The sequence below is a fragment of the Streptoverticillium reticulum genome, from assembly GCF_047456005.1.
Classification (GTDB): Bacteria; Actinomycetota; Actinomycetes; order Streptomycetales; family Streptomycetaceae; genus Streptomyces; species Streptomyces reticulum.
Genome location: NZ_CP179755.1, coordinates 7,080,061 through 7,101,872 on the forward strand (window position 1 = coordinate 7,080,061; position 21,812 = coordinate 7,101,872).

Genomic DNA, 21,812 nt, shown 5'->3' on the forward strand with positions numbered 1-21,812 from the left:
CTGCAGGCCGTCGGTGGCTGGTCGCGCAGTTCCCCGCGCCCCTTACGGGGCGCCTGGTCGCGCCCACGCGGCGGAGCCGCTGGGGGTACCTCCTGGGGGCACCCCCAGCGGTAGCTGGGGGAGGTAGCTGGGGGAGTGAACAGCCCCGCGCCCCTACGGGGCATCGGCGAGGTACGCCGCCGCCTGCGCGAGGTACAGGCGGGCGTAGGCGCCGCCTCGCGCCATGAGTTCCCGGTGGCTGCCGTCCTCGACGATGCGCCCCCGGTCGAGGACGTAGATGTGGTCCGCCGCGCGGATGCTGGAGAAGCGGTGCGAGATCAGCACGACCGTGCGCCCCGCGCAGAGCGCCCGCATGCGGGCGAACAGCGCGGCCTCGGCCTCTGCGTCGAGGGCGGCCGTGGGTTCGTCCAGGATGACGAACGGCGCGTCGCGGTAGAACGCCCGCGCCAGGGCGAGGCGTTGCCACTGCCCGCCGGACAGGTCGGTGGCTCCGGTGAACTCCTTGCCGAGCCGGGTGGCGTAGCCGTCGGGCAGCGCGGAGAGGAAGGCGTCGGCACCGGCGGCCAGGGCCGCACACCGTGCGCGGTCCGCTGCGCCGGGGGCGTCGGGGCGGCCGAGGGTGATGTTCTCCTCGGCGGTGAACTTGTACCGCACGAAGTCCTGGAAGACCACGGCCGTCCGCTCCCGCAGCAGGGCGGGATCGGCGACCGGCTCGCCGTCCAGCAGCAGCCGGCCGTGCTGCGGGGTGTAGAGGCCGCAGAGGAGCTTGGCCAGGGTGGTCTTGCCCGAGCCGTTGGCTCCCGCCAGGGCGACGGTCCGGCCCGCCGGCAGGGTCAGGTCGACCCCGCACAGGGCCGGAGCCGCCGCGCCGGGATAGGTGAAGGTGATCCCGCGCGCCTCCAGGGCGCGGAGGGCGGGCGGTCCGGACGCCGGGCCGGCCGTGGCGGCGCGCTGCCGTGGCCCGGGCGCGCTGCCGGAGGGCGCGAAGGCGCGCAAGTCGTCGAGGTAGAGGAGCTGTTCCCCGGTCGTGGACAGCAGGTCGCCCAGGTACTGGGCCCGGGTGCCGAGCAGGATCAGGGCCGCGAGCGCGGTCGCCGCGGTCGCCCCGCTCAGCAGCCCGGCGTGCGCCAGCCACAGCAGCAGGCCGAGCAGACCGGCGGCACCGAGGTCGGCGGACAGCCGGGCCAGTGCCTGGCGCCGCGTCAACAGCCGTGCGAGCGCGGCCTCCTGGGCGATCTCGGCCTCGTACCGCTCGGACCAGCGGCGGCGCAGCGCCGGGCCGATGCCGAACGCACGGATCTCCGGGGCCTCTTCGCGGCCGGTCAGCAGCTGCTCGGCGTACTGCCGGACCCGCCGGTTCTCCGCCAGGCTCAGGTGCAGGTCGTGGCGGGCCCGGCGGACGCGCCGGGCGTTGCGCAGCACCGGCAGGGCGATCAGCAGCAGCGAGGGCAGCAGCCACCACGCGAGGACCGCGAACGACACGGCCACCGCGAGCAGGGAGACGGCGGTCCGGACCAGGCTGGTGAGCGTGACCACCAGCAGCAGGGGCTGGAAGCGGGAGGCGGACACGGCGCGCTGCAGGCGGTCGTGGAAGTCCGGTTCCTCGAACGTGGCCAGGTCGGCGGCCATGGCGGCGTCCAGCACCTGCTGGGTGGCCAGCCGGTCCACGTTCAGCCGCAGCACCCGCTGCACGTTCTGGACGACCACGCGCAGCAGCCCGCCCGCCAGCGCCATCGCGGCCACCCCGGCCACGGCCCCCGCGGACGGGAGCAGCCGTCCGGCGAGCCCCGCACCGCCGGTCCACGGGGCGGCCCGGGCCAGGGTCCGCTGGGTCGCGAGCAGGGCCACGCCGAGCCCGGCGCCCTGCACCAGCTGGATCCCCAGCACCAGCCCCAGCCGCCGGGGGTCGGCCCGCCAGGCCAGCGCCACGGTGAACGCCGCCACCGCCGCCACCTGCCGCACCGGCCGCCGCAGGGGTGCGGGGGACGGCGGCGCGGCCGCCGTGCTCGCCGCGGTCGAGCCGGTGGATGCGGTCGTGGTGGCCGTCATGGCCGTAAAACTGCGCGCCGCGAAGGAAGTTGACAATCGAACAGGCTGCGGAGATATTGCCGCACCCCCCGGTGCAGGAACGATACTTCGGACATCCCCGTCCGCTCCGTCCGCCCCACCGGGAGGAGACCGGAATGCTCCACGGCATCGACGTCAGCAGTCACAACAGCGCGAACTACTCCGTCAGCGGGCTGGACTTCGTCTTCGTGAAGGTCACCGAAGGCACGTCCTACGTCAACCCGAAGTGGGTGGAGCAGCGCGACCGGGCCCGTGACCACGGGCTCGTCGTCGGCTACTACCACTACGTCACCCCGGGCTCCATGTCCGCCCAGTGCGCCTACTTCCTCGACAAGATCGCCTTACGGAGGGGCGACATCCTCGCCCTCGACTGGGAGGACCCCGGCGTCTCCTGCCGCGACAAGGACCGCTGGCTCGCCGACGCCAGGGCCGGGGCCCGCGGGCACCGGGTCGTGCTGTACTGCAACCGCGACTACTGGTTCCACAGGGACACCACGGACAACGCGGGCGACGGCCTGTGGATCGCCGACCCCGACCACTCCGCGGGACACCCGGGCGTGCAGCACGCGTGGACGTTCCACCAGTACAGCGAGTCCGGCGGCATCGACCACAACGTCGCGCACTTCGGCAGCCGGGCCGCGCTGCGGGCGTGGGCGGACTAGGGCCTGTGCCCCGTCAGGGGCGCGGGGCTGTTTCGATTTGCGGCTCCGCCGCGTGGGCGCGACCGGCCACGACGCGCCTGCAGTCGAGGGTGTCGGGGCTTCGCCTCGGACCCCTGGGGTGGTGCGTTACCTGCGGGCCGGTGGGGGCTGTTCGCGCAGTTCCCCGCGCCCCTGACGGGGCGCCCGGTCGCGCCCACGCGGCGGAGCCGCTGGGGGTACCTCCTGGGGGCACCCCCTGGGGGCACCCCCAGCGGTAGCTGGGGGAGGTAGCTGGGGGAGCAACAGCCCCGCGCCCCTGACGGGGCGCGAAGATCCGCCGCCGCTCACGCCGCCGTCCCCAGCCCGGCCCGCACCGCCTCCACCCAACGCGCCCGCAGCGCCTCGTACTCGGCGCGCTCCTCGCGCGTCAGCGCACGGTCGCGGCGCGCCGAGAGGAACGCGCGGATCTCGGCGTTCAGCGCGGCCGCATCGTCGCGCGCGGGGGAGTCGGAGGAAGGGGACGACATGCTCACGAGCGTAGGGCGGGGCACTGACAACGGCCCCCGAGCGGGGCCGTTGCCGGTTCGTCAGCCCACCAGGCCCAGGACCTGCCGCAGCCCGTCGGGCCGTTCCGTGACCGGAAGGTGCTCCACCAGGTGCACCGCGCACCCCACGTCCGCCGCCCCCGCATCCGCGCGCGGGTCGTCCCCGACCATCAGCGCCTCGGCGGGCGGGAGGTGCAGGGCGGCGCACGCGGCCTCGAACAGCCGCGGGTCGGGCTTCTGCACGCCGTGCTCGTAGGACAGGACGTACGCGTCCACCAGTTCGTCGAGACCGTGCGCCCGGAAGACCGGCCGCAGGTCCCAGCCGATGTTGCTCACGACGGCGATCCGCACACCCCGTCGGCGCAGCGCGGCCAGCACCTCGGCCGCATCGGGGTACGGGACCCACGCGGCGGGGTCCGTGTGGCGTGCGTAGAGCGCGTCGTAGAGCCGCTCGTCCGGCACCGGCACTCCGCGGGCCACTCCCGTGTACGCGGCGCGGTGCTGCTCCGCGCGCGCATCCCGCTGCGCCCACGCCGTGGCGAGGTGGGCCGGCACGGACCGAGGGAGTTGCCCGCCGGGCTGTGCCCCGGCCTCGGCCAGCCGCCGGGCCAGCGCCTGCAACGCGCCCTCGTCCAGGGGGATTCCGGTCCGGTCGAGGGCCGCCCGCAGCCACGACTCGGCGGACTCGATGCGGAACAGGGTTCCGGAGAAGTCGAAGAGCACACCTTTGACGGTCATGGCACCAGTGTCCCCGGTCGACTGTGCGGGACCGGACGTACGGCCCATGAAACGATCCCCGGTGCGGGAGGCCACCCCGGCCCACCTGGCCGAGGCGATCGGCGGACCGGCCGAGGCGGGTGATTCGCCTGGCGGGGCTCGGCGCGAACGACCGCTTCGCGGAGCAACGCGCCCTCGTCTGCGACCGGTTCCGCTTCGAGGCGGACACGCCGTGGTTCACCGGCCGGATCTACGACTACGGCATCGCGGCGCTCACGCCGGACGGATGCCGCACGGCCGTGCCGGCGGCGGTCGACGTCGACTGAACTCCGGGTAACCGCCCCGGATCCCCCCTGATCGTTTTCGGACAATCGGCTTCCGGGGGAGATTGAAAAAGGAGAGGCAGGGCAGTGCTTTGGGGCTGCTGCCGATGCGCCGTTGACGGTTGAGGTTCCCCGTAAGGGTTCCCGAAATGCATCGGCACAACGTTCCGAAGTGAGGTAATTGGCAATGGACATTGGGATGTCCGTCGAGGACCGGGAGAATTTTCTCGCCGGTCTGCACGTCGGAGTTCTGGGAGTGGACGACCCGCGGGGAGAGAGCGCGCCCTTGCTCGTCCCCGTCTGGTACGACTACCGCCCCGGTGGCGAGGTGATCGTCCAGACCGGGCGGGACTCGGTGAAGGGCCGGCTCGTCCGCGACGCGCGGCGGTTCAGCCTGTGCGTGCAGGACGAGACGGCGCCGTACCGGTACGTGAGCGTGGAAGGGCCGGTCGTGGCCGTCGAGGACCCGGTGCCGCCGGCCGACCGGGAGGCCCTGGCGCACCGGTACCTGGACGCGGAGACGGCGCCCGCCTATCTGGAGGCCAACGGACACCAGCTGGCCGAGGACATTCTCCTGCGCATGCGGCCGCAGCGATGGCGCACCGCCGATTTCTCGGCGTTCGCGGCGGAGTTCAGCTGAGCCGCGGGCGTAAAGCCGAGGAACGCACCACAGTCCATCACCGGAAACAGGCAGTACGGGAGAGTATCCACGGTGTCGCTCGACACGATCGCCTGCCCCGAGCCGGCTCTGCACGCCGGACGGGGTATGCGCGCACAAGAAACGCGAAATCCGCAGGACTTATGGGATGCAGGGCACACCTGCACTCCGGACCGACTTCTGCATGAGGTGTTCGACGCCCGCGCGGAACGTCGCCCGCGCGCGACGGCCGCGGTGCACCACGACCGGACCCTGACCTACGGCGAGCTCAAGGAGCGGTCCGACGCACTGGCCGGCCGGCTGCGCGACGCCGGAGTCCGGCCCGGCGACAACGTCGGTGTGTACGGCGGCCGTTCCCCGGAGGCGCTGATCGCCTTCCTCGGCGTGCTCAAGGCCGACGCCGCCTACGTCCCCCTCGACGACACGTCCCCGCCCCAGAGGCTGCAGGCCATGGCCGAGGACGCCGGAGTGCACACGGTCGTGACGCTCCCGGGCAGCGTCTGCCGCCTCCGGCGGGTGCGCACCCGCGTCGGACTCGACGGCCCGGCGCCCGCCCGGACGGCGCCCGCCCCGGACGCGGCGCACCGGCCCGGCCCGGACGACCGCGCCTACGTGATGTTCACCTCCGGCTCGACCGGCCGTCCCAAGCCGGTGGCGATCCCGCACCGCGGCGTGCTCCGGCTGGCCGCGTCCGACCTGGTCACCCAGCGGCCGCGCCCCGGGGACCGGGTGCTCCACGCCTACGGCCTGTCCTCGGACGCCTCCACCATCGAGATTTGGGCCGCCCTGCTCGGCGGCGCCTGCCTGGTCCTGGTGGACCGCGAGGAACTGCTGTCCCCCGCCGCACTGGAGGCCCGGCTCCTGGAGGACCGGGTCACCATCGCCTACCTGACCACCGGGGTGTTCCACCACGTCGCGCGCACCAGGCCGCACGCCCTGCGGACGCTGCGGTTCGTCTCTGCGGGCGGCGAGGCCATGGCCCCGGACCTGGCCCGCGCCGTGCTGGACGCCTGCCCGGACACCACGCTGGTCAACTTCTACGGCCCGACCGAGAACAGCGTCGTGTCCACCGCCCACCTGGTGCACGACGTGCCTGCCGGTGCGACCACCGTGCCCATAGGCCGCCCGCTGGAGAACTCCTCGTGCCATGTGCTGCGCGAGGACGGCACCGCCGCGGAACCGGGCGAAGAGGGCGAACTGTTCGTCGGCGGGGACGGCCTGGCCCTGGGGTACTTCGGCGACCCGGAACTGACCGCCGAACGCTTCGTCGCCGACCCCTCCGAGCCCGGCGCACGGCTGTACCGCACCGGTGACCGCGCCGTCCGGCGCGAGGACGGCGCGCTGGAGTACCGCGCCCGCGCCGACCGGCAGGTCAAACTCCGCGGACACCGCATCGAACTGGACGAGGTCGAGGCCCGGATCCGCGCGGACGACGCGGTCGGCGAGGCCGTCGTCGAGCTGGACGGGGACCGGCTGACCGCGTACGTCACCCCCGCCCGCCCGGGCGCCGCCGTGCCCGTCGACCGCGTCCGCAAGCACCTCGCCGCCTGGCTGCCCGCAGCCGCGGTGCCGTCCCGGCTGACGGAGATCGCCGAGTTCCCGGTGACGTCCGCGGGCAAGGTCGACCGCAAGCGGCTGCGCGCCCTGGCGGGTTCGGACGATGCCCGACGGCCCGCCCCCGTGCAGCTTTCCGGCCTGCACGCGACGCTGGCCGAGGTGTGGCAGACGGTCCTCGCCGTGCGCCCCGACCCCGGCGACGACTTCTTCGGCCTCGGCGGCGACTCGCTCCTGGCGGCGGAGGCCGTCACCCGCACCCTCACCGCCCTGGACCTCGACCCCCGGCACGGCACCACGCTGATCCACGGCCTGCTGCGCCGGCCCACGCTGGAGGGCTTCGCCGCCGCCGTCGCCGGCGTCCAGGGGCAGGACGGCTCCGCCGCGGACCGGGCCGTCGACTTCCGTGCCGAAGGCCGCCTCGGCTTCGAACTCCCGCCGCGGCAGGGGCCCGCACCGCAGTGGCAGCAGCCCCGGGACGTCCTGCTCACCGGCGCCTCCGGGTTCGTCGGCGCCTTCCTCCTCGACCGCTTCCTGCGCACCACCGGGGCCCGCGTCCACTGCCCCGTGCGCAGCCGCGACGAGGCACACGCCCGGCACAAGGTGCTCCGCAACCTGGCCCGTTACGGACTCGCCCGGCCCGAGGACGCCGACCGCATCGTGTGCTTCCCCGCCGACCTCGCCCGGCCCGGCCTGGGCCTGGACCCGGACCGCGCCGAGGAGCTCGCCCGGACCCTCGACCTCGTGGTCCACTCGGCGGCGCAGGTCAACTTCCTCTACCCGTACGAGGCGTTGCGCAGCGCCAACGTCGACGGCACGCGGGAGATCGTCCGGCTGGCGGCCCGCCGTGGGGTGCCGGTGCACTTCCTGTCGACCATCGCGGTGGTGTCCGGATTCGGCACCGCGGGCGTCCGGCACGTCGACGAGGACCTGCCGCTCGACCACGCCGACCGGCTCACCATGGGGTACGCCGAGAGCAAGTGGGTCGCCGAGCAGGTGCTGCAGGACGCCGCGCGCCAGGGCGTGCCGGTGGCGGTCTACCGCCCCTACGAGATCACCGGGGACCGGAGCACGGGCGCCTGCAACACCGAGACCGCGATCTGCTCGCTGTTCAAGACCGTCGCCGAGACCGGTCTCGCCCCCGACATCCGGCTGCCGATGGACTTCGTCCCGGTGGACTACCTGGCCGACGCGATCGTCCACATCGCCACGACGCGCCCCGCGGACGGCCGCACCTACCACCTGACCAACCCGCACCCGGCGGACTTCCACGACATGCTCGGCCGGATGCGCGCTGCCGGCCACGCCGTGCGTGAACTCCCGTACACGGAATGGGTGGAGGAGCTGGTCCGGCACGTGGCGGAGCACCCGACGAGCGCCACGGCGCCGTTCGTGTCGCTGTGCGTGGACCGCAGCAACAAGGCCGACATGTCGGTCAAGGAGATGTACTTCGAGGACACCTTCCCCGCCCTCGGGCGGGCCAACGTCGAACGCGACCTCGCCGGAAGCGGTTTGGCGTGCCCGCCGGTGGATGCGGAGCTGCTGGACCGGTACCTGGAGTACTTCTACACGACCGGCTACCTGGAGCGGCCTGCGCCGTGACCGTCGCCGTACCGTGCCCACCCACCGCGGCGGCGGTGGGTGGGCACGCGCTCGTGCCCGGCTGTGGGCGCACATGTGACCGCATCCTGGCAAACGGGCACCTGTGCGACAAGGGCGTGTGTGAATGGTCAGACGGAATAGGCCACTTGGATGTGCAGAAAGGTGCCTCCGGATGGTCATCGATCGATCGATCCGGCCTCAAAGCTTGAGCACAAATTGAGCACACCCCCTCTACACACGGGCATCGGATGGTCTAGGTTGTGCGTGCTTCAGCCGCTCGGGCACGAAACGACCCGAGAGGGACCTGGGCGCGGGAGCACCCGGGGTTCCGACGGGTTCCCGTGCGCCTCGAGAGTCCGGCAGGACATGCGAGTCCGCCGCCGCCACGGCGGGTTGTTCCAACAGCACTGAAACGTTGTTCCAACAGCACTGAAACAGCGCGATGTCATGCACGGGGGGCGTGAGCCTCCCGAGGGGGAAAACAGTGCGGGGGGCGGGGGCCTCTCGGGGGGAGGAACAGTGTCGGGCGAACACGTCGAACCACTGGCGACCTGGGGGGTTCCGTGCCTCAGGGGGGTTTAGTCAGCTCGTCTCCATCGACACGAAGACGTTTGGCGAACGGGGCCGTCGGCCGGCCCTCGACCGACTGGGAACAGCGGTACCACCGGGCCGTGATCACCAGTGACACCCTGGCCACCGCCTTCGTGGTGGCGGCGATCGGCATCTTCTTCGGGGCCCGGGACGCGACCAACTGGCACGAGAAGTGGGGCATTCTCGCCTTCGGCACCGAACTGCTGGTGCTGGGAGCGTTCGCGGTGAGCAAGGCGTGGGCTCCGGCCGTACTCGGCCAGGGCGCCGAGGAATTCCGCCGGCTCGGACGCTCACTGTCCACGGCGGTCGTCGTACTCGCCCTCGGCGGGATCGCCCTCACCTCGCGCAACATCAAGCTCTGGATCTTCGTCGCGATCCCGGCGATCGCGCTCGTCACCATGACCGAGCGGTATCTGCTGCGCCTCTGGCTGCACCGACAGCGGCAGGAAGGCCGGTGCCTGCGCCCGGTGCTCGCCGCCGGAAGCCCGGCCACCGTGCGCGACCTGATCACCCGGACCCGCAAGTTCCCGCACCTCGGCTGGCGGGTGGAGGCGGTGTGCACGCCGGACGGCCTCGGGTTCGACGACGACCAACTGGACGGAGTGCCGGTCGTCGGCCGGCTGGCGGACGTCGCCAATCACGTCCGCCGCGACGGCTACCGTGTCGTCGCGGTCACACCGGACCCGCACTGGTCACCGGACCGGCTGCAGCGGCTGGCGTGGAACCTCGAAGGCAGCGACGCCGAGATGGTCGTGGCCCCCGTGCTGATGGAGGTGGCCGGCCCGCGGCTGCACGTCGACGCGGTGCTCGGGATCCCGCTGCTGCGGGTCAGCATGCCGGCCTTCACCGGAGGCCGCCGGGTGGTCAAAGAGGTCGTCGACCGCCTGGGCGCGGCGGTCCTGCTGGTGCTGTTCGCGCCGCTGATGGTGCTCGTCGGGCTGCTCGTGCTCGCCGACAGCCGGGGCGGGGCGCTGTACCGCCAGCGCAGAGTCGGCAAGGACGGCCGCGAGTTCACCATATTCAAGTTCCGCACCATGGTCGCCGGGGCCGACCGGGCACGCGCCGCGCTGGCCGACCAGAACGAGGGCGCCGGCCTGCTGTTCAAGTTGCGCCGGGATCCACGGCTGACCCGGGTCGGAGCGGTGCTGCGCCGGTACTCGATCGACGAACTCCCGCAGCTCTTCAACGTGCTCGCCGGCTCGATGTCGCTCGTCGGCCCGCGGCCTCCGCTGCCGGAGGAGTCCGCAGCGTACGGCCCGGACATCCGACGGCGGCTGCTGGTCAAGCCCGGGCTCACCGGCCTGTGGCAGATCAGCGGACGCAGCGACCTGCCGTGGGAGGAAGCGGTCCGGCTGGACCTGCGGTACGTCGAGGACTGGTCGCTCGCCCTCGACTCGGTGATTTTGTGGAAGACGCTGCGTGCGGTGCTCCAAGGCCAGGGGGCCTACTGATGCGGGGGAGGAACGGGACATGAGAATAAGCGTCTTGGGGCTCGGCTACGTGGGCTGCGTGTCGGCCGCATGCCTGGCCGGACTGGGGCACGAGGTCATCGGGGTGGACGTCAACCGGGCGAAGGTGGACCTGGTCAACGACGGCAAGGCCCCGGTGGTCGAGGAGCGGATCGGCGAGATCACCGCCGAGGCCGTGCGGACCGGAGCGCTGCGCGCCACCGACGACGTCCGCGAAGCGATCACGGGCAGCGAGGTGTCGCTGGTCTGCGTGGGCACGCCGTCGGAGCCCAACGGCAGCCTGTGCACGACCTACTTGGAGCGGGTCACCGAGCAGATCGGTGCCGCGCTGGCGGAGCGCAGTGGGCACGGCGGGCGGCACACCGTCGTGTTCCGCAGCACCATGCTCCCGGGCACCTGCCTGAACCTGCTGGTACCGATCCTGGAGAAGTACACCGGCGGCACGGCCGGGGTGGACTTCGGGGTCGCGGTCAACCCGGAGTTCCTGCGCGAGGGCACGAGCGTGCGGGACTTCTTCGACCCGCCCAAGACCGTCATCGGCGAACTCGACCCGGCGAGCGGCGACGTGGTGGCGGCGCTGTACGACGGCCTGCCCGGCGAGGTGTTCCGGGTGCCGGTCCCGACGGCCGAGGCGATCAAGTACGCGGACAACGCGTTCCACGGCCTCAAGATCGGCTTCGCGAACGAGCTGGGCGCCGTGTGCCAGGCGCTCGGGGTGGACCCGCACCAGGTGATGGACGTGTTCCTGGCCGACCGCAAGCTGAACATCAGCCCCGCCTATCTGCGGCCCGGCTTCGCCTTCGGCGGCTCCTGCCTGCCCAAGGACCTGCGCAGCCTGGTCCACGCGGCGCAGCGGGCCGACGTCTCGGTGCCCATCCTCGCCCACGTGCTGCCCTCCAACTCCGACCACCTGCAACGCGCGGTGGAGCTGGTCGAGCGCACCGGCAGGCGCCGGGCGGGCCTGTTCGGGCTGTCCTTCAAACCCGGCACCGACGACCTCCGCGAGAGCCCGCTCGTCGAGCTGGCGGAGAGACTCATCGGCAAGGGGTACGACCTGCGGATCTACGACGCCAACGTGAACCTCTCCCGGCTGCTCGGCGCGAACCGCGAGTACATCGAGACCCGGCTGCCGCACATCGCGCAGCTCCTGGTGGACTCCGTCGGCGACGTGCTCGACCACGCCGAGGTGTGCCTGGTCGGGACCAAGGACCCCGCCGTGCTGTCGGAGCTTCCCCATGGCGACGGCACCGTGCTCATCGACCTCGTCCGCATTCCCGACGCCGAGGCGCGCCGGGCCGAACCGGGGTACGTGGGTCTTGTCTGGTAATGCAATCAGTGGTGAACGGCAGGGTCGGCGTGCGCTGATCCTGGTGGAGAACCTGTCGGTGCCGTTCGACCGGCGGGTGTGGCAGGAGTGCACGACGCTCCGCGACGCGGGCTGGACGGTGGACGTCATCTGCCCGCAGGGGAGCAAGCGGGACAGGGAACCGGAGGCGGTCGTCGACGGGGTGCGGATCCACCGCTACCCGTTGCGCGCCGCCACCGGCGGGCCGGCCGGCTATCTGCGGGAGTACGGATCGGCGTTGTGGCACACGGCCCGGCTGGCCCGCAAGGTCGGCCCGGTCCACGTGGTCCACGCCTGCAACCCGCCCGACCTGCTCTTCCTGCCCGCCCTGATGCTGAAGCGGCGCGGCGCCCGGTTCGTCTTCGACCAGCACGACCTGGTGCCCGAGCTGTACCTCTCCCGGTTCGACCGCGGCCAGGACCTGCTCTACCGCGCCGTCTGCGCGCTGGAACGATTCACCTACCGGGCCGCGGACGTCGTGCTCGCCACCAACGAGAGCTACCGGGACGTCGCGCTGCGCCGCGGCGGCAAGCGGCCCTCGGACGTCTTCGTGGTGCGCAGCGCACCCCAGACCGACCGGTTCCAACCGGTGCCGCCGGAACCGGAGTTGAAGCGCGGCAAGCCCCATCTGCTGTGCTACCTCGGCGTCATGGGGCCGCAGGACGGCGTCGACTACGCCTTGCGGGCCCTGGCGAAGCTGCGCGACGAGCTCGGGCGGACCGACTGGCACGCGGTGTTCGTCGGCGCCGGTGACGCCTTCGACGCGATGGTGAAGCTGTCCCGGCGGCTCGGGCTCTCCGAGCAGGTCGAGTTCACCGGGCGCATTCCGGACGCCGACCTGGTGCGCTACCTGTCCACCGCGGACGTGTGCCTTTCCCCCGACCCCCGCAACCCGCTCAACGACGTGTCGACCATGAACAAGGTCCTGGAGTACATGGCGATGGGCCGGCCGATCGTCTCGTTCGACCTCCGGGAGGCGCGGGTCTCCGCCGGTGACGCCGCCGTCTACGCGCCCGCCAACGACGAGGCCGAATTCGCCAGGCTCATCGGGCTGTTGCTGGACGATCCGGAGAAGCGGGCCCGGATGGGAAAGACCGGCCAGGAGCGGATCAGCGGGGAGCTGTCCTGGCGGAACTCGCAAGTATCGCTGCTCGCCGCCTACGCCGTTGCCTGCCGTGACCGCACCGCGGTTCCGGCGGGCGACCCGGTACGGCCGGGGAGGAGGCCGCACCGTTGAGCGATGAAACGATACGTCTGGCCACGATGGGGCGGATTCTCCGTCGGCGCTGGCGACTTCTCGCCCTCCTCACCGTGCTGGGCGCGCTCGTCGGCTACGGCGCCTCGGTGCTGTTCCCGCCGCGTTACACGGCGTCGGCATCGGTACTGCTGCCGGGGCAGTGGGAAGAACGCGCGCTGCTGACCCAGGCGGAGATCGCGACCAGTTCGGCGGTGGTCGACCGCGCGGCCGCCGCGCTCGGCTGGACGGGCGTCAGCGGCGCCGCGCTGCGGGACCGGGTGAGCGCCGAGGCCTCCGACGGGAACATCATCAAGATCTCGGGCACGGCCGGCACCCCGGAGCGCGCGCAGCGGCTCTCCGACCAGGTGGCCCGGCAGTTCGTCACCTTCGCCGCGCGGATCGCGGGCGACACCAGCGACTCCGACGCGGCCACGGGGCCCGAGGCGCTGCGGCAGAAGGTGGACGAGACCGACCGCCGCATCACCGACCTGGCCAACGGGGCCGATCCGGGGCGGACCGTGGAGAGCGTGCAGGGCCGCACCGAGCTCGAGAAGCTGCGCGCCGCACTGCAGGAGGCCATGAAGAAGCTGGGCCAGGCCGACCCGGTGGCCAACAAGGCCGGCATGGTCGTCATGGGACCGGCGGCCCGGCCGACCGGACAGGCACCGCCGACGAGGGCGCAACTCATCGGCGCCGGGGCGCTGGTGTTCTTCCTGCTCGCGGTCGTCGGCCATCTCGTCGCCGCACGGATGAACCGCCGGCTGCACACCGGACCGGAGATCGCCGCGGCACTGGGCTCGACGCTGCTGGGTACCGTCGACGTACCCGATGAACGGCCCGCGCACCGGCCGGAGGACCGTGGCCCGCGGGCCCGGATCCGCCGGCTCCTCGGCGTCGACACCCGGTGGGACGCACCGGCCCCGCGGACGTCCGGCACCGAGGCCGGCAGGCGGATCCGCTACCGGCGGGTGTGCGCCCGCCTCCGGGACCGGCTGCCCGCCCCCCGACGGCTGCTGGTCGTCGTACCGGACGGCGACGAGATCGCCCGCCGGGCCGCCGGGGAACTCGTCGCCGAGGCCAAGAGCGGTCCTGTGCTGCGGGTGGTGGACGTCTCGGTGTCCCGGCCGATCGTGCCGGACCGCGACACCGAGTCCGGTGCCGTGGTCGTGCTCAGCGCGGGCAGCCGGACCGCGGAAGAGCTTGCCGGCATCGCCGAGGCGTGTGCGGACGCGGGGCACGAGGTCGCCGGCATCGTCGTCGCCGGCACGGTCCGGGCCCGTCCGGCGCGGACGGCCGGCGATGCTCCGGACGCCGCCGCTCCGGCGCTCGCGGTCCGCGGCCACGCGAGGGGAGGCTGTGCGTGACGACCAGCACGACTCCGGAGCCGTCGGCCGCCGCTCCGCTCCTCGACCTGCAGGCACTGGTGGCAGCGGTGCGCAGGCGCCGCCGCCTCTGGTGCTCCATGGCACTGCTGGGCCTGCTGGTCGGCGCAGCGCTGGCCGTCCTGCTGCCGCCACCGTCGACCGCTGTGACCAAGGTGCTGGTCGCGCATCGGGAGGACCAGCCGAACGACACCGGAACGCTGATCCGTACCGACGTCCAGCTGCTGGGGACCACACGGATCGCCGCCAAGGCCCTGCAGTCCCTCAAGTCCCATGAAAAGCCCGAAGACTTCATACAGAGCTACCGGGGTACCGGATTGACCAACAACCTGCTGCAGATCGAAGTGACAGGCGGCAGCGACGCGGAAGCGGTGGCCCGGGCCAAGGCGCTGGCCGACGCGTTCGTCGCGGACCACGTGGCACGGATGCAGGAGACCGCGAAGGCAGAGGCCCAGGCCCTGCTCGACCAGCGCGACCGCATGCGGGACGAACTCACCCAGGTCAACAAGGCGATCGGGGACCGGTCGCCGGGGAGCGACCCGAAGGCGTCGGCGAGCATCGAGTCGCTCTTCGCCCGCCGGGCCGAACTCACCTCGCGGATCACCGATTTCGACCAGCGCGCCGCGGAGGCGCGCACCGGCACGCCCCGGCTCGTCGCCGGCACGCAGATCGTGGACGCCCCGCGCGCCGTACGGCACTCCCTGCCCAAGGTCGCTGCCACCAACGCCGCGATCGGGCTGGTCCTCGGGCTCGTCCTCGGGCTCGCGCTGGCCGCGGTCGGCACGGTGGTGGCGGACCGCCCCGTGCTGCGCCGGGAGATCGCGGAGAACCTGGGCGCCTCGGTCGTCGCGGAACTGCGCGGCGTGCCCCGCCGGCCGGCCGGGCGGTGGGAGCGCCGGCGGACCCGGGCGGCGCGCGAACGGCTCACCGCGCTCCTGGCCCGCACCGTGCGCGACTCCACGGAACCGGTGTCACTGCTGGAACTCGGCTGTGCGCACACCACGAGCGTGATCGCCCTGGACCTCGCCGAGGCGCTGGCACCGGACGGCCCCGTGGTGATCATCGACGGCCTGCCCGGTCTGCAACTCGCCGACCGCAGCCGGAAGCCGGGCGGCCCGACCGTGGTCAGCGGCGAGCGTGCCGCGGACATGACGCACGAGGAACGCCGGTTCGGCGTCGGCTCGGTCGCGCCCGGCGCGGCATGGACCGGCCTCCCGTACCTCGGCACCCGGACCGTGCTCGTCGTGCGGGCCGGGCACGGCAACGCCGCATGGCTGCACACCGTGGCACGGCAACTCGCGGACCTGGACATCCCGGTGATCGGAGTGGTGCTGATCGACCCCGACCCGCGGGACCGGACCGACGGCACGCTGTGGGACGGGCGGCACACCGCGCTGCGCGGCCACGGCGAACGGCAGGCCCGGCAGAACGACGGGGGTACCTCCCACGCCGTCAAGGCAGTGGGGGAGGACCGGCGGCGGACGGAGCGGCCGCCGATGTGGGCCGCACGGGTCCCGGACAGCGACCAGGAGGCGCAGTAGAAAGTGTGTGGCATCGCAGGCACTTACCGGTGGCCGGACGGGAAGGCCGTGACCGACCGGCTCACCGACACCCTCGCCCACCGCGGTCCGGACGGGGCGGGCCGGTACAGCCACCCCGCCGGTGACGGCGAGGTGCACCTCGGACACCGCCGGCTGGCCATCATCGACCTGTCCGGGACCGGCGCCCAGCCGATGGTCTCGGGCGGCCTCGCCCTCTCGTACAACGGCGAGCTGTACAACGCGCCCGAACTGCGCGCCGAACTGGCGGCCGCCGGGGTGCGCTTCCGCGGCACCTCCGACACCGAGGTGCTGCTGGAGGCCTGGCGGCGCTGGGGCACGGACTGCCTGCCCCGGCTGCGCGGCATGTTCGCCTTCGCGGTCTTCGACGAGCGGACCGGTGACCTGGTGCTCGCCCGCGACCAGCTCGGCATCAAGCCGCTGTTCCTGCTCCGGCGCGGTGCGGGCCTGGTGTTCGCATCCGAGCTCAAGGCGCTCGCCGCCGTGACCGGCGGATCGCTGGAGGTGGACCATGCGGCGCTGGTGGCCTCGCTGCTGTACTACTGGGTGCCGGACTCGCGCTGCGCGTTCCGCGAGGCGGAGAAGCTGCCGCCGGGGAGCTGGCTGCGGTGCCGGCCCGACGGCCGGGTGGAGCGCGGCCGGTTCTGGAACCTGAAGGACGTCGCCGCCGAGGCCCGGGAACGGGCCCGGAGCGGCGAACAGCCGGACGTGGCCGCCGTCGTGGAGGAGTCGACCCGGCGCCACATGCTCTCCGACGTCCCCGTGGCGACCTTCCTCTCCGGCGGGCTGGACTCCAGCTACCTGACCGCGCTGGCGGCCCGCCACCAGCCCGGGATCTCCGCCTACACGATCGGATTCCGCGCCGAGGACGCCAAGTTCGAGGCGATGCCGGACGACCTGCGCTACGCCCGGCAGGTGGCCGGGCGCTTCGGCGTCGACCTGCACGAGATCGAGATCGCCCCGGACGTCCTCGACCTGCTGCCGAGGATGACGTACCACCTGGACGAGCCGATCGGCGACCCCGCCGCGATCAACACGTTCCTGATCTGCTCGGCCGCCCGGGAGGCCGGGGTCAAGGTGATGCTCTCGGGCATGGGCGCCGACGAGCTGTTCGCCGGCTACCGCAAGCACCTGGCCAACCTGCTCGCGCTGCGCTACCAGCGCATCCCGCGCCCCCTGCGGCGCGGCCTGTCCAGGGCCGTGGACCGGCTGCCGGTCGCCGGCTCCCGCCGCGGATACCGGTCGGTGCGCTTCGCGAAGCGCTTCCTCTCCTTCGCCGACCTGCCGGAGGAGACCGCGTTCCGGCGCAGCTACACCATGTACGACCAGGACGAGTTGCTCGCCCTGGTCGATCCGGACCTGGCCGGGACGGTCGAGGACGTGCTCACCGAGCATGCGGACGTCTACCAGGACAACGACCTCGACGACTTCGTCAACCGCATGTGCCTGGGCGACGCCCGGATGTTCCTGCCGGGCCTGAACCTCGCCTACACGGACCGGTCGAGCATGGCCGCGTCGACCGAGGTGCGGGTCCCGTACGTGGACGTCGAGGTGGTCAGGGCGGCGTTCGCGGTGCCCGGCGATCGCAAGATCGTCGGACGGCAGGGCAAGGCCGTCCTCAAGGAGGCGGCCGTCTCGGTGCTGCCCCGGGAGATCGTCTACCGGCCCAAGGGCCTGTTCAGCGCCCCGCTGCGCGCCTGGATGAGCCGGGACCTGGCACCGCTGGTGCGCGAGGTGGTGCACGACGGCCTGCTCGTCCGCTCCGGGTTCCTGCGCCGCGACGCGCTGGCGCGGCTCGTCGCCGACGACGCCGCCGGGCACCGGGACTACTCCAAGCATCTCTGGCACGTGCTGACCCTCGAGTACTGGTACCGCGGCGCGACCTCCGGGGCCGGCCGGAACTCCCCCTCAACGGTGTAGAGAAACAAGAGGACTTCGAGTGAAACAGGTTGTGCAGAACTACAAGAGCGGCGAGCTGGCGCTGCTCGACGTGCCGGTGCCGGGGTGCAAGCCGGGGGGTGTGCTGGTCCGCAGCGCCTACTCGCTGATCTCCACCGGGACCGAGCTCATGAAGGTGTCCGAGGCCGGCATGTCGATGCTGGGCAAGGCCCGTTCCCGGCCGGACCAGGTGGCCAAGGTCGTGCAGAGCGTGGCAGTCAACGGGGTGCCCGCCACCTACCGCAAGGTGATGGGCAAGCTGGACTCCTACACGCCGCTGGGCTACTCGCTGTGCGGGGTGGTCGAGCAGGTCGGCGCCGGGATCGACGAGGTGAAGGCCGGCGACCTCGTGGCCTGCGCCGGCAACGAGCACGCGCTGCACGCCGAGTTGAACTGGGTGCCCAGGAATCTCTTCACCCCGGTGCCGGACGGCCTCGCGCCGCAGCACGCCGCCTTCGGCACCGTCGGGTCGATCGCGATGCAGGGCGTCCGCCAGGGCGAGCCGCAGCTCGGCGAGGTGGCACTGGTCATCGGCCTCGGGCTGATCGGGCAGCTGGTGGTGCAGCTCCTCACCGCCGCGGGAGTCCGCGTCGTCGGGGCCGACCCCGACCCGGCGCGCTGCGAACTCGCCGCGCGCCTGGGCGCCGTGGCCTGCGGCGACCCCGGGTCCGCGGCCGTGGAGGCCGCCGTCGCCGAACTCACCGGCGGCCACGGCGTGGACCAGGTGTACCTGGCCGCCGGCGGCGGCAGCAACCAGCCCGTCGAGCTCGCCGCCCGCCTGAGCCGGGACCGCGGCCGGGTCGTCGACATCGGCAAGTGCAGCCTGGACCTGCCGTGGAACGCGTACTACGAGAAGGAGCTCGACGTCCGGTTCTCCCGCTCGTACGGCCCCGGGCGCTACGACCCGGAGTACGAGCTGGAGGGGCGGGACTACCCGATCGGCTACGTGCGCTGGACCGAGCGCCGCAACCTGGCGTGCTTCCTCGATCTCCTCGCCCGCGGCCGTGTGGACGTGGAGCCCCTGGTCTCCCACATCGCCGACTTCGACGACGCCGTCGAGACGTACCGGCGGCTGAAGGACGGCGACCTGAAGGCCGTGGCCGTGCTGTTCCGGTACCCCGGACACGAGGTGGAGGCCGAGGCCCCGGCGGTCACGGTGCCCGCGGTGCCCACGGTGGACGTGCAGCGGACTTGGGCCCGGGCCGCCGGGGGGCCGGTGCGGCTGGCGTTCGTCGGCGCGGGAAACTACGCGACGTCGATGCTGCTGCCGCACCTGGCACAGCGCGACGGCGTCGAGTTGTCGACGGTCGTCACCACGACGGCGCTGTCCGCGGCCAACGCGAAGCGGAAGTTCGGCTTCGCCGGGGCGACCACCGACCTGGACGCCGTGCTCGGCGACACGTCCATCGACGCGGTGTTCGTCGTCACCCGCCACAGCTCGCACGCCGAACTGACCCGGAGAGCGCTGCTGGCCGGCAAGGCGGTGTTCGTGGAGAAGCCGTTGGCCCTCACCGAGGACGAGCTGGCCGGCGTGCTCGCGGCGGTGGAGGAGTCCGGCAACGACCGGCTGCAGGTGGGCTTCAACCGCCGGTTCGCGCCGCTGCTGCAGGAGGCCAGGAAGCGCTTCGGCGCCCGGTCCGGGCCGGCGAACCTCCGCTACCTGGTCAACGCGGGCCGGCTCCAGCACGGCAGCTGGTACCTCCAACAGGGCACCGAGGGCTCGCGGTTCGCCGGTGAGGGCGGGCACTTCATCGACACGGCGAGCTGGCTGCTCGGGGCCGACCCGGTCTCGGTGTACGCGGTCGCCACGCCCGGCAACGAGGACCTCCAGGTCCTGCTGCGCTACCCGGACGGGTCCACCGCCACCATCAGCTACGTCACCACCGGCGCGCCCGGCTTCCCCAAGGAGACGCTGGACCTGGTCGCCGACGGCAAGGTGCTGCGGCTCGACGACTTCGTCCGCGCCAGTGTGTACGGTTCCAAGCGGTGGGTCAGCTCGCGGCTGCCCCAGGCCCGGGACAAGGGCCAGAACGCCGAACTCGCCGCGTTCGTCAAGGCCGTGCGGACCGGCGGGCCGATGCCGGTGCCGCTGGAGTCCCTGGTCGCCACCACGGCGGCCACCCTCGCCGTGCAGGCCGGCCTGGCCGTCGGCGCGCCGGTGACCCTGGCGAGGACGCCATGACGGTGATCTCGGGGAGTCCGGGCTGGTACCTGCGGCGACTGTCCCGGATGGGGCCGCGGGAGGCCGTCGGCCGGGCGGGCGACGCGGTGCGCAGACGGCGGTGGCGGTCGGCGCGGCCGGACTGCCCGGGCGTGACCGGCGCCCGGTTCACCGCGGTGCTGCCCGCCGGGGCGATCGCCGCAGTGCCGCCGGACGCCGCGAAACGTCTCATCGCCGAGGCGGACCGGCTGATGTACGGGCACGTCGAATATTTCGGGGTGGTCCGCGACGACCTGGCCGACCCGGACTGGTGGTACGACCCGAAGACCGGACGCCGGGCTCCGTGGGGCTACGCCTTCGACCTGCCCTACCGGCAGGAGGAGGCGGTCGGGGACATCAAGCAGATCTGGGAGCCGTCCCGGCACCAGTACCTCACCGTGCTCGCCGCCGCCTATGCGATCACCGGGAACGAGCGGTACGCCGAGCGGGTGGACGGGCACCTGAGGTCGTGGTGGGCGGCCAACCCGCCGCTGCGCGGCGTGCATTGGATCAGCGGCATCGAGCTGGGCATCCGGCTGCTGTCCTGGGTGTGGATCCGGCGGCTGCTCGACGGCTGGCCGGGTGCGGCCGGGCTGTTCGAGGACAACCCGGTGGCGCGGAACCAGATCTGGCACCACCAGCGGTGGCTGGCCGCCTTCCCCAGCCGGGGGTCCTCGGCGAACAACCACGTGATCGCCGAGGCCGCCGGGCAGTTCGCAGCGGCCTGCGCGTTCGGGTGGTTCCCCTCCTCGGCGCGCTGGCGGGCCGACGCGCTGCGGTCGCTGGAGCGGCACCTGCGCAGCAACACCTTCCTCTCCGGCCTCAACCGCGAGCTGGCCTCCGAGTACCACGGACTGGTGCTGGAGCTCGGCCTGGCCGCGGTGGCCGAGGCGGATGCCGCCGGCGTGCCGGTCCCCGCGACGGTCCGGCTGGTGCTGCTGCGCATGACCGACGCGCTCGCGGCCGTCGTGGACAGCCGGTTGCGGCCGCCGCGCCAGGGGGACGCGGACGACGGGCACGGTCTGGTCCTGGACGGCGCGGGCACCGACCGCTGGGCCTCGCTGCTGGCCACCGGGGACGCCGTGTTCGGCCGGCTCGCCTGGTGGCCGGCGGTGACCGGCACCGATGTGCGCACCCCGCTGCTGGCCGCGCTCGTCCGGCCGTACGCGAAGAACGGCGGCGCTGACAACTGCAGTGCACCGGCTGTGCGCCGCCCGGCAACCCGGCCGGGCCACTTCGCCGACGCGGGCATGACCATCCTGCGCGGTCCGGAGGGGATCTGGTGCCGCTGCGACGCCGGTCCGCACGGCTTCCTGTCCATCGCCGCGCACGCCCACGCGGACGCGCTGTCCGTGGAGGTCCGCCACGACGGGGTCGACGTGCTCGCCGACCCGGGGACGTTCTGCTACCACGGGCAGCCCGAGTGGCGGCAGTACTTCCGGTCGACCCTCGGCCACAACACCCTGCAACTGGACGGCGCCGACCAGTCCGTCTCCGGCGGCCCGTTCCTGTGGACCCGGCATGCCCGCAGCCGCGTCCTGGTCGCGGACGCATCCGGCGAGGGGGCGGCCCGCTGGTGTGCCGAGCACGACGGCTACCATCCCTCCGTGCACCGCCGCCGGGTGGAACTGGCGGCGGAGAGGCGGGAGTTGAGAGTGGTCGACGAGGTGCGCGGCCCGCACCGGGCCGTGCACCTGGCGTTCCACCTCGGCCCGGCGATCTCCGCGGACCTGGTGGGGAACCGCGCGGTGCTCACCTGGACCCGGGACGGCGAGGACCGCTCCGCGGTGCTCGACCTGCCCGGGCAGCTGCGCTGGCGGGCGCACCGCGGCGAGACCGACCCGCCGCTGGGCTGGTACTCCGCCGGCTTCGGGCGCAAGGAACCCGCCACCACGCTGGTCGGCACCGGCTTCGCCGGCGGCACCGGGCCGTCGGGGGAGTTCACCACCGTACTCGGGTTCCGCGGCTAGGGAGGACGTGTGGG

Annotated in this window: 15 protein-coding genes; 12 read left to right on the forward strand and 3 right to left on the reverse strand. The window is 73.0% G+C overall.

Annotated features, from left to right (window positions below):
* Nucleotides 1-153: 153 nt before the first annotated feature.
* Nucleotides 154-2,049 (reverse strand): ATP-binding cassette domain-containing protein, encoded by a 1,896-nt coding sequence (locus tag ACMATS_RS32345; RefSeq protein WP_390776086.1) that lies wholly within the window; start codon nucleotides 2,047-2,049, stop codon nucleotides 154-156.
* A 134-nt stretch (nucleotides 2,050-2,183) separates the two neighbouring features.
* On the opposite strand from ACMATS_RS32345, the gene ACMATS_RS32350 reads away from it, so the two are divergent.
* Nucleotides 2,184-2,729: a glycoside hydrolase family 25 protein gene (locus ACMATS_RS32350; protein WP_390776085.1), complete on the forward strand. Its 546-nt coding sequence runs from the start codon at nucleotides 2,184-2,186 to the stop codon at nucleotides 2,727-2,729.
* A 323-nt stretch (nucleotides 2,730-3,052) separates the two neighbouring features.
* Here ACMATS_RS32350 and ACMATS_RS32355 read toward each other — a convergent pair whose 3' ends face one another.
* Together ACMATS_RS32355 and ACMATS_RS32360 are read right to left on the reverse strand one after the other, a co-directional pair.
* The gene (locus ACMATS_RS32355; RefSeq protein ID WP_414169891.1) at nucleotides 3,053-3,235 is read right to left on the reverse strand and encodes a hypothetical protein; all 183 of its coding nucleotides are present in this window, start codon (nucleotides 3,233-3,235) and stop codon (nucleotides 3,053-3,055) included.
* Nucleotides 3,236-3,295: 60 nt separating this feature from the next.
* Nucleotides 3,296-3,991 carry an HAD family hydrolase gene (locus ACMATS_RS32360; protein WP_414169893.1) on the reverse strand — a complete coding sequence of 232 codons (696 nt, stop codon included), beginning with the start codon at nucleotides 3,989-3,991 and terminating at the stop codon, nucleotides 3,296-3,298.
* Between the two features lie 119 nt (nucleotides 3,992-4,110).
* On the opposite strand from ACMATS_RS32360, the gene ACMATS_RS32365 reads away from it, so the two are divergent.
* From ACMATS_RS32365 to ACMATS_RS32415, 11 genes are all read left to right on the forward strand, one after another.
* Nucleotides 4,111-4,296, forward strand: a complete 186-nt coding sequence (locus tag ACMATS_RS32365) for a DUF6183 family protein (protein WP_390776082.1) — start codon at nucleotides 4,111-4,113, stop codon at nucleotides 4,294-4,296.
* Nucleotides 4,297-4,480: 184 nt separating this feature from the next.
* The gene (locus ACMATS_RS32370) at nucleotides 4,481-4,933 is read left to right on the forward strand and encodes a pyridoxamine 5'-phosphate oxidase family protein (RefSeq protein ID WP_414169894.1); all 453 of its coding nucleotides are present in this window, start codon (nucleotides 4,481-4,483) and stop codon (nucleotides 4,931-4,933) included.
* A 207-nt stretch (nucleotides 4,934-5,140) separates the two neighbouring features.
* On the forward strand, nucleotides 5,141-8,107 hold the full coding sequence (locus tag ACMATS_RS32375) for an amino acid adenylation domain-containing protein (RefSeq protein WP_414169895.1): 2,967 nt from the start codon (nucleotides 5,141-5,143) through the stop codon (nucleotides 8,105-8,107).
* A gap of 563 nt (nucleotides 8,108-8,670) precedes the next feature.
* Nucleotides 8,671-10,149: a sugar transferase gene (locus ACMATS_RS32380; protein WP_414169896.1), complete on the forward strand. Its 1,479-nt coding sequence runs from the start codon at nucleotides 8,671-8,673 to the stop codon at nucleotides 10,147-10,149.
* A gap of 19 nt (nucleotides 10,150-10,168) precedes the next feature.
* Nucleotides 10,169-11,494, forward strand: coding sequence for a nucleotide sugar dehydrogenase (locus ACMATS_RS32385; protein WP_414169897.1), 1,326 nt, complete (start codon nucleotides 10,169-10,171; stop codon nucleotides 11,492-11,494).
* Nucleotides 11,484-12,749 (forward strand): glycosyltransferase family 4 protein, encoded by a 1,266-nt coding sequence (locus ACMATS_RS32390; RefSeq protein WP_390776077.1) that lies wholly within the window; start codon nucleotides 11,484-11,486, stop codon nucleotides 12,747-12,749. The genes ACMATS_RS32385 and ACMATS_RS32390 overlap by 11 nt, the downstream gene beginning before the upstream one ends.
* Nucleotides 12,746-14,113 carry a Wzz/FepE/Etk N-terminal domain-containing protein gene (locus ACMATS_RS32395; RefSeq protein WP_390776076.1) on the forward strand — a complete coding sequence of 456 codons (1,368 nt, stop codon included), beginning with the start codon at nucleotides 12,746-12,748 and terminating at the stop codon, nucleotides 14,111-14,113. Before ACMATS_RS32390 ends, ACMATS_RS32395 begins: the two co-directional genes overlap by 4 nt.
* The gene (locus tag ACMATS_RS32400; RefSeq protein ID WP_414169898.1) at nucleotides 14,110-15,672 is read left to right on the forward strand and encodes a Wzz/FepE/Etk N-terminal domain-containing protein; all 1,563 of its coding nucleotides are present in this window, start codon (nucleotides 14,110-14,112) and stop codon (nucleotides 15,670-15,672) included. Before ACMATS_RS32395 ends, ACMATS_RS32400 begins: the two co-directional genes overlap by 4 nt.
* Before the next feature lie 3 nt (nucleotides 15,673-15,675).
* Nucleotides 15,676-17,610, forward strand: a complete 1,935-nt coding sequence (asnB, locus tag ACMATS_RS32405) for an asparagine synthase (glutamine-hydrolyzing) (protein ID WP_390776074.1) — start codon at nucleotides 15,676-15,678, stop codon at nucleotides 17,608-17,610.
* Between the two features lie 19 nt (nucleotides 17,611-17,629).
* Complete coding sequence (locus ACMATS_RS32410; protein WP_414169899.1) at nucleotides 17,630-19,810, forward strand: bi-domain-containing oxidoreductase; 2,181 nt, start codon at nucleotides 17,630-17,632, stop codon at nucleotides 19,808-19,810.
* Entirely contained in the window at nucleotides 19,807-21,798 is a 1,992-nt protein-coding gene (locus ACMATS_RS32415) for an alginate lyase family protein (RefSeq protein WP_414169900.1), read from the forward strand. Before ACMATS_RS32410 ends, ACMATS_RS32415 begins: the two co-directional genes overlap by 4 nt.
* Nucleotides 21,799-21,812: the final 14 nt, after the last annotated feature.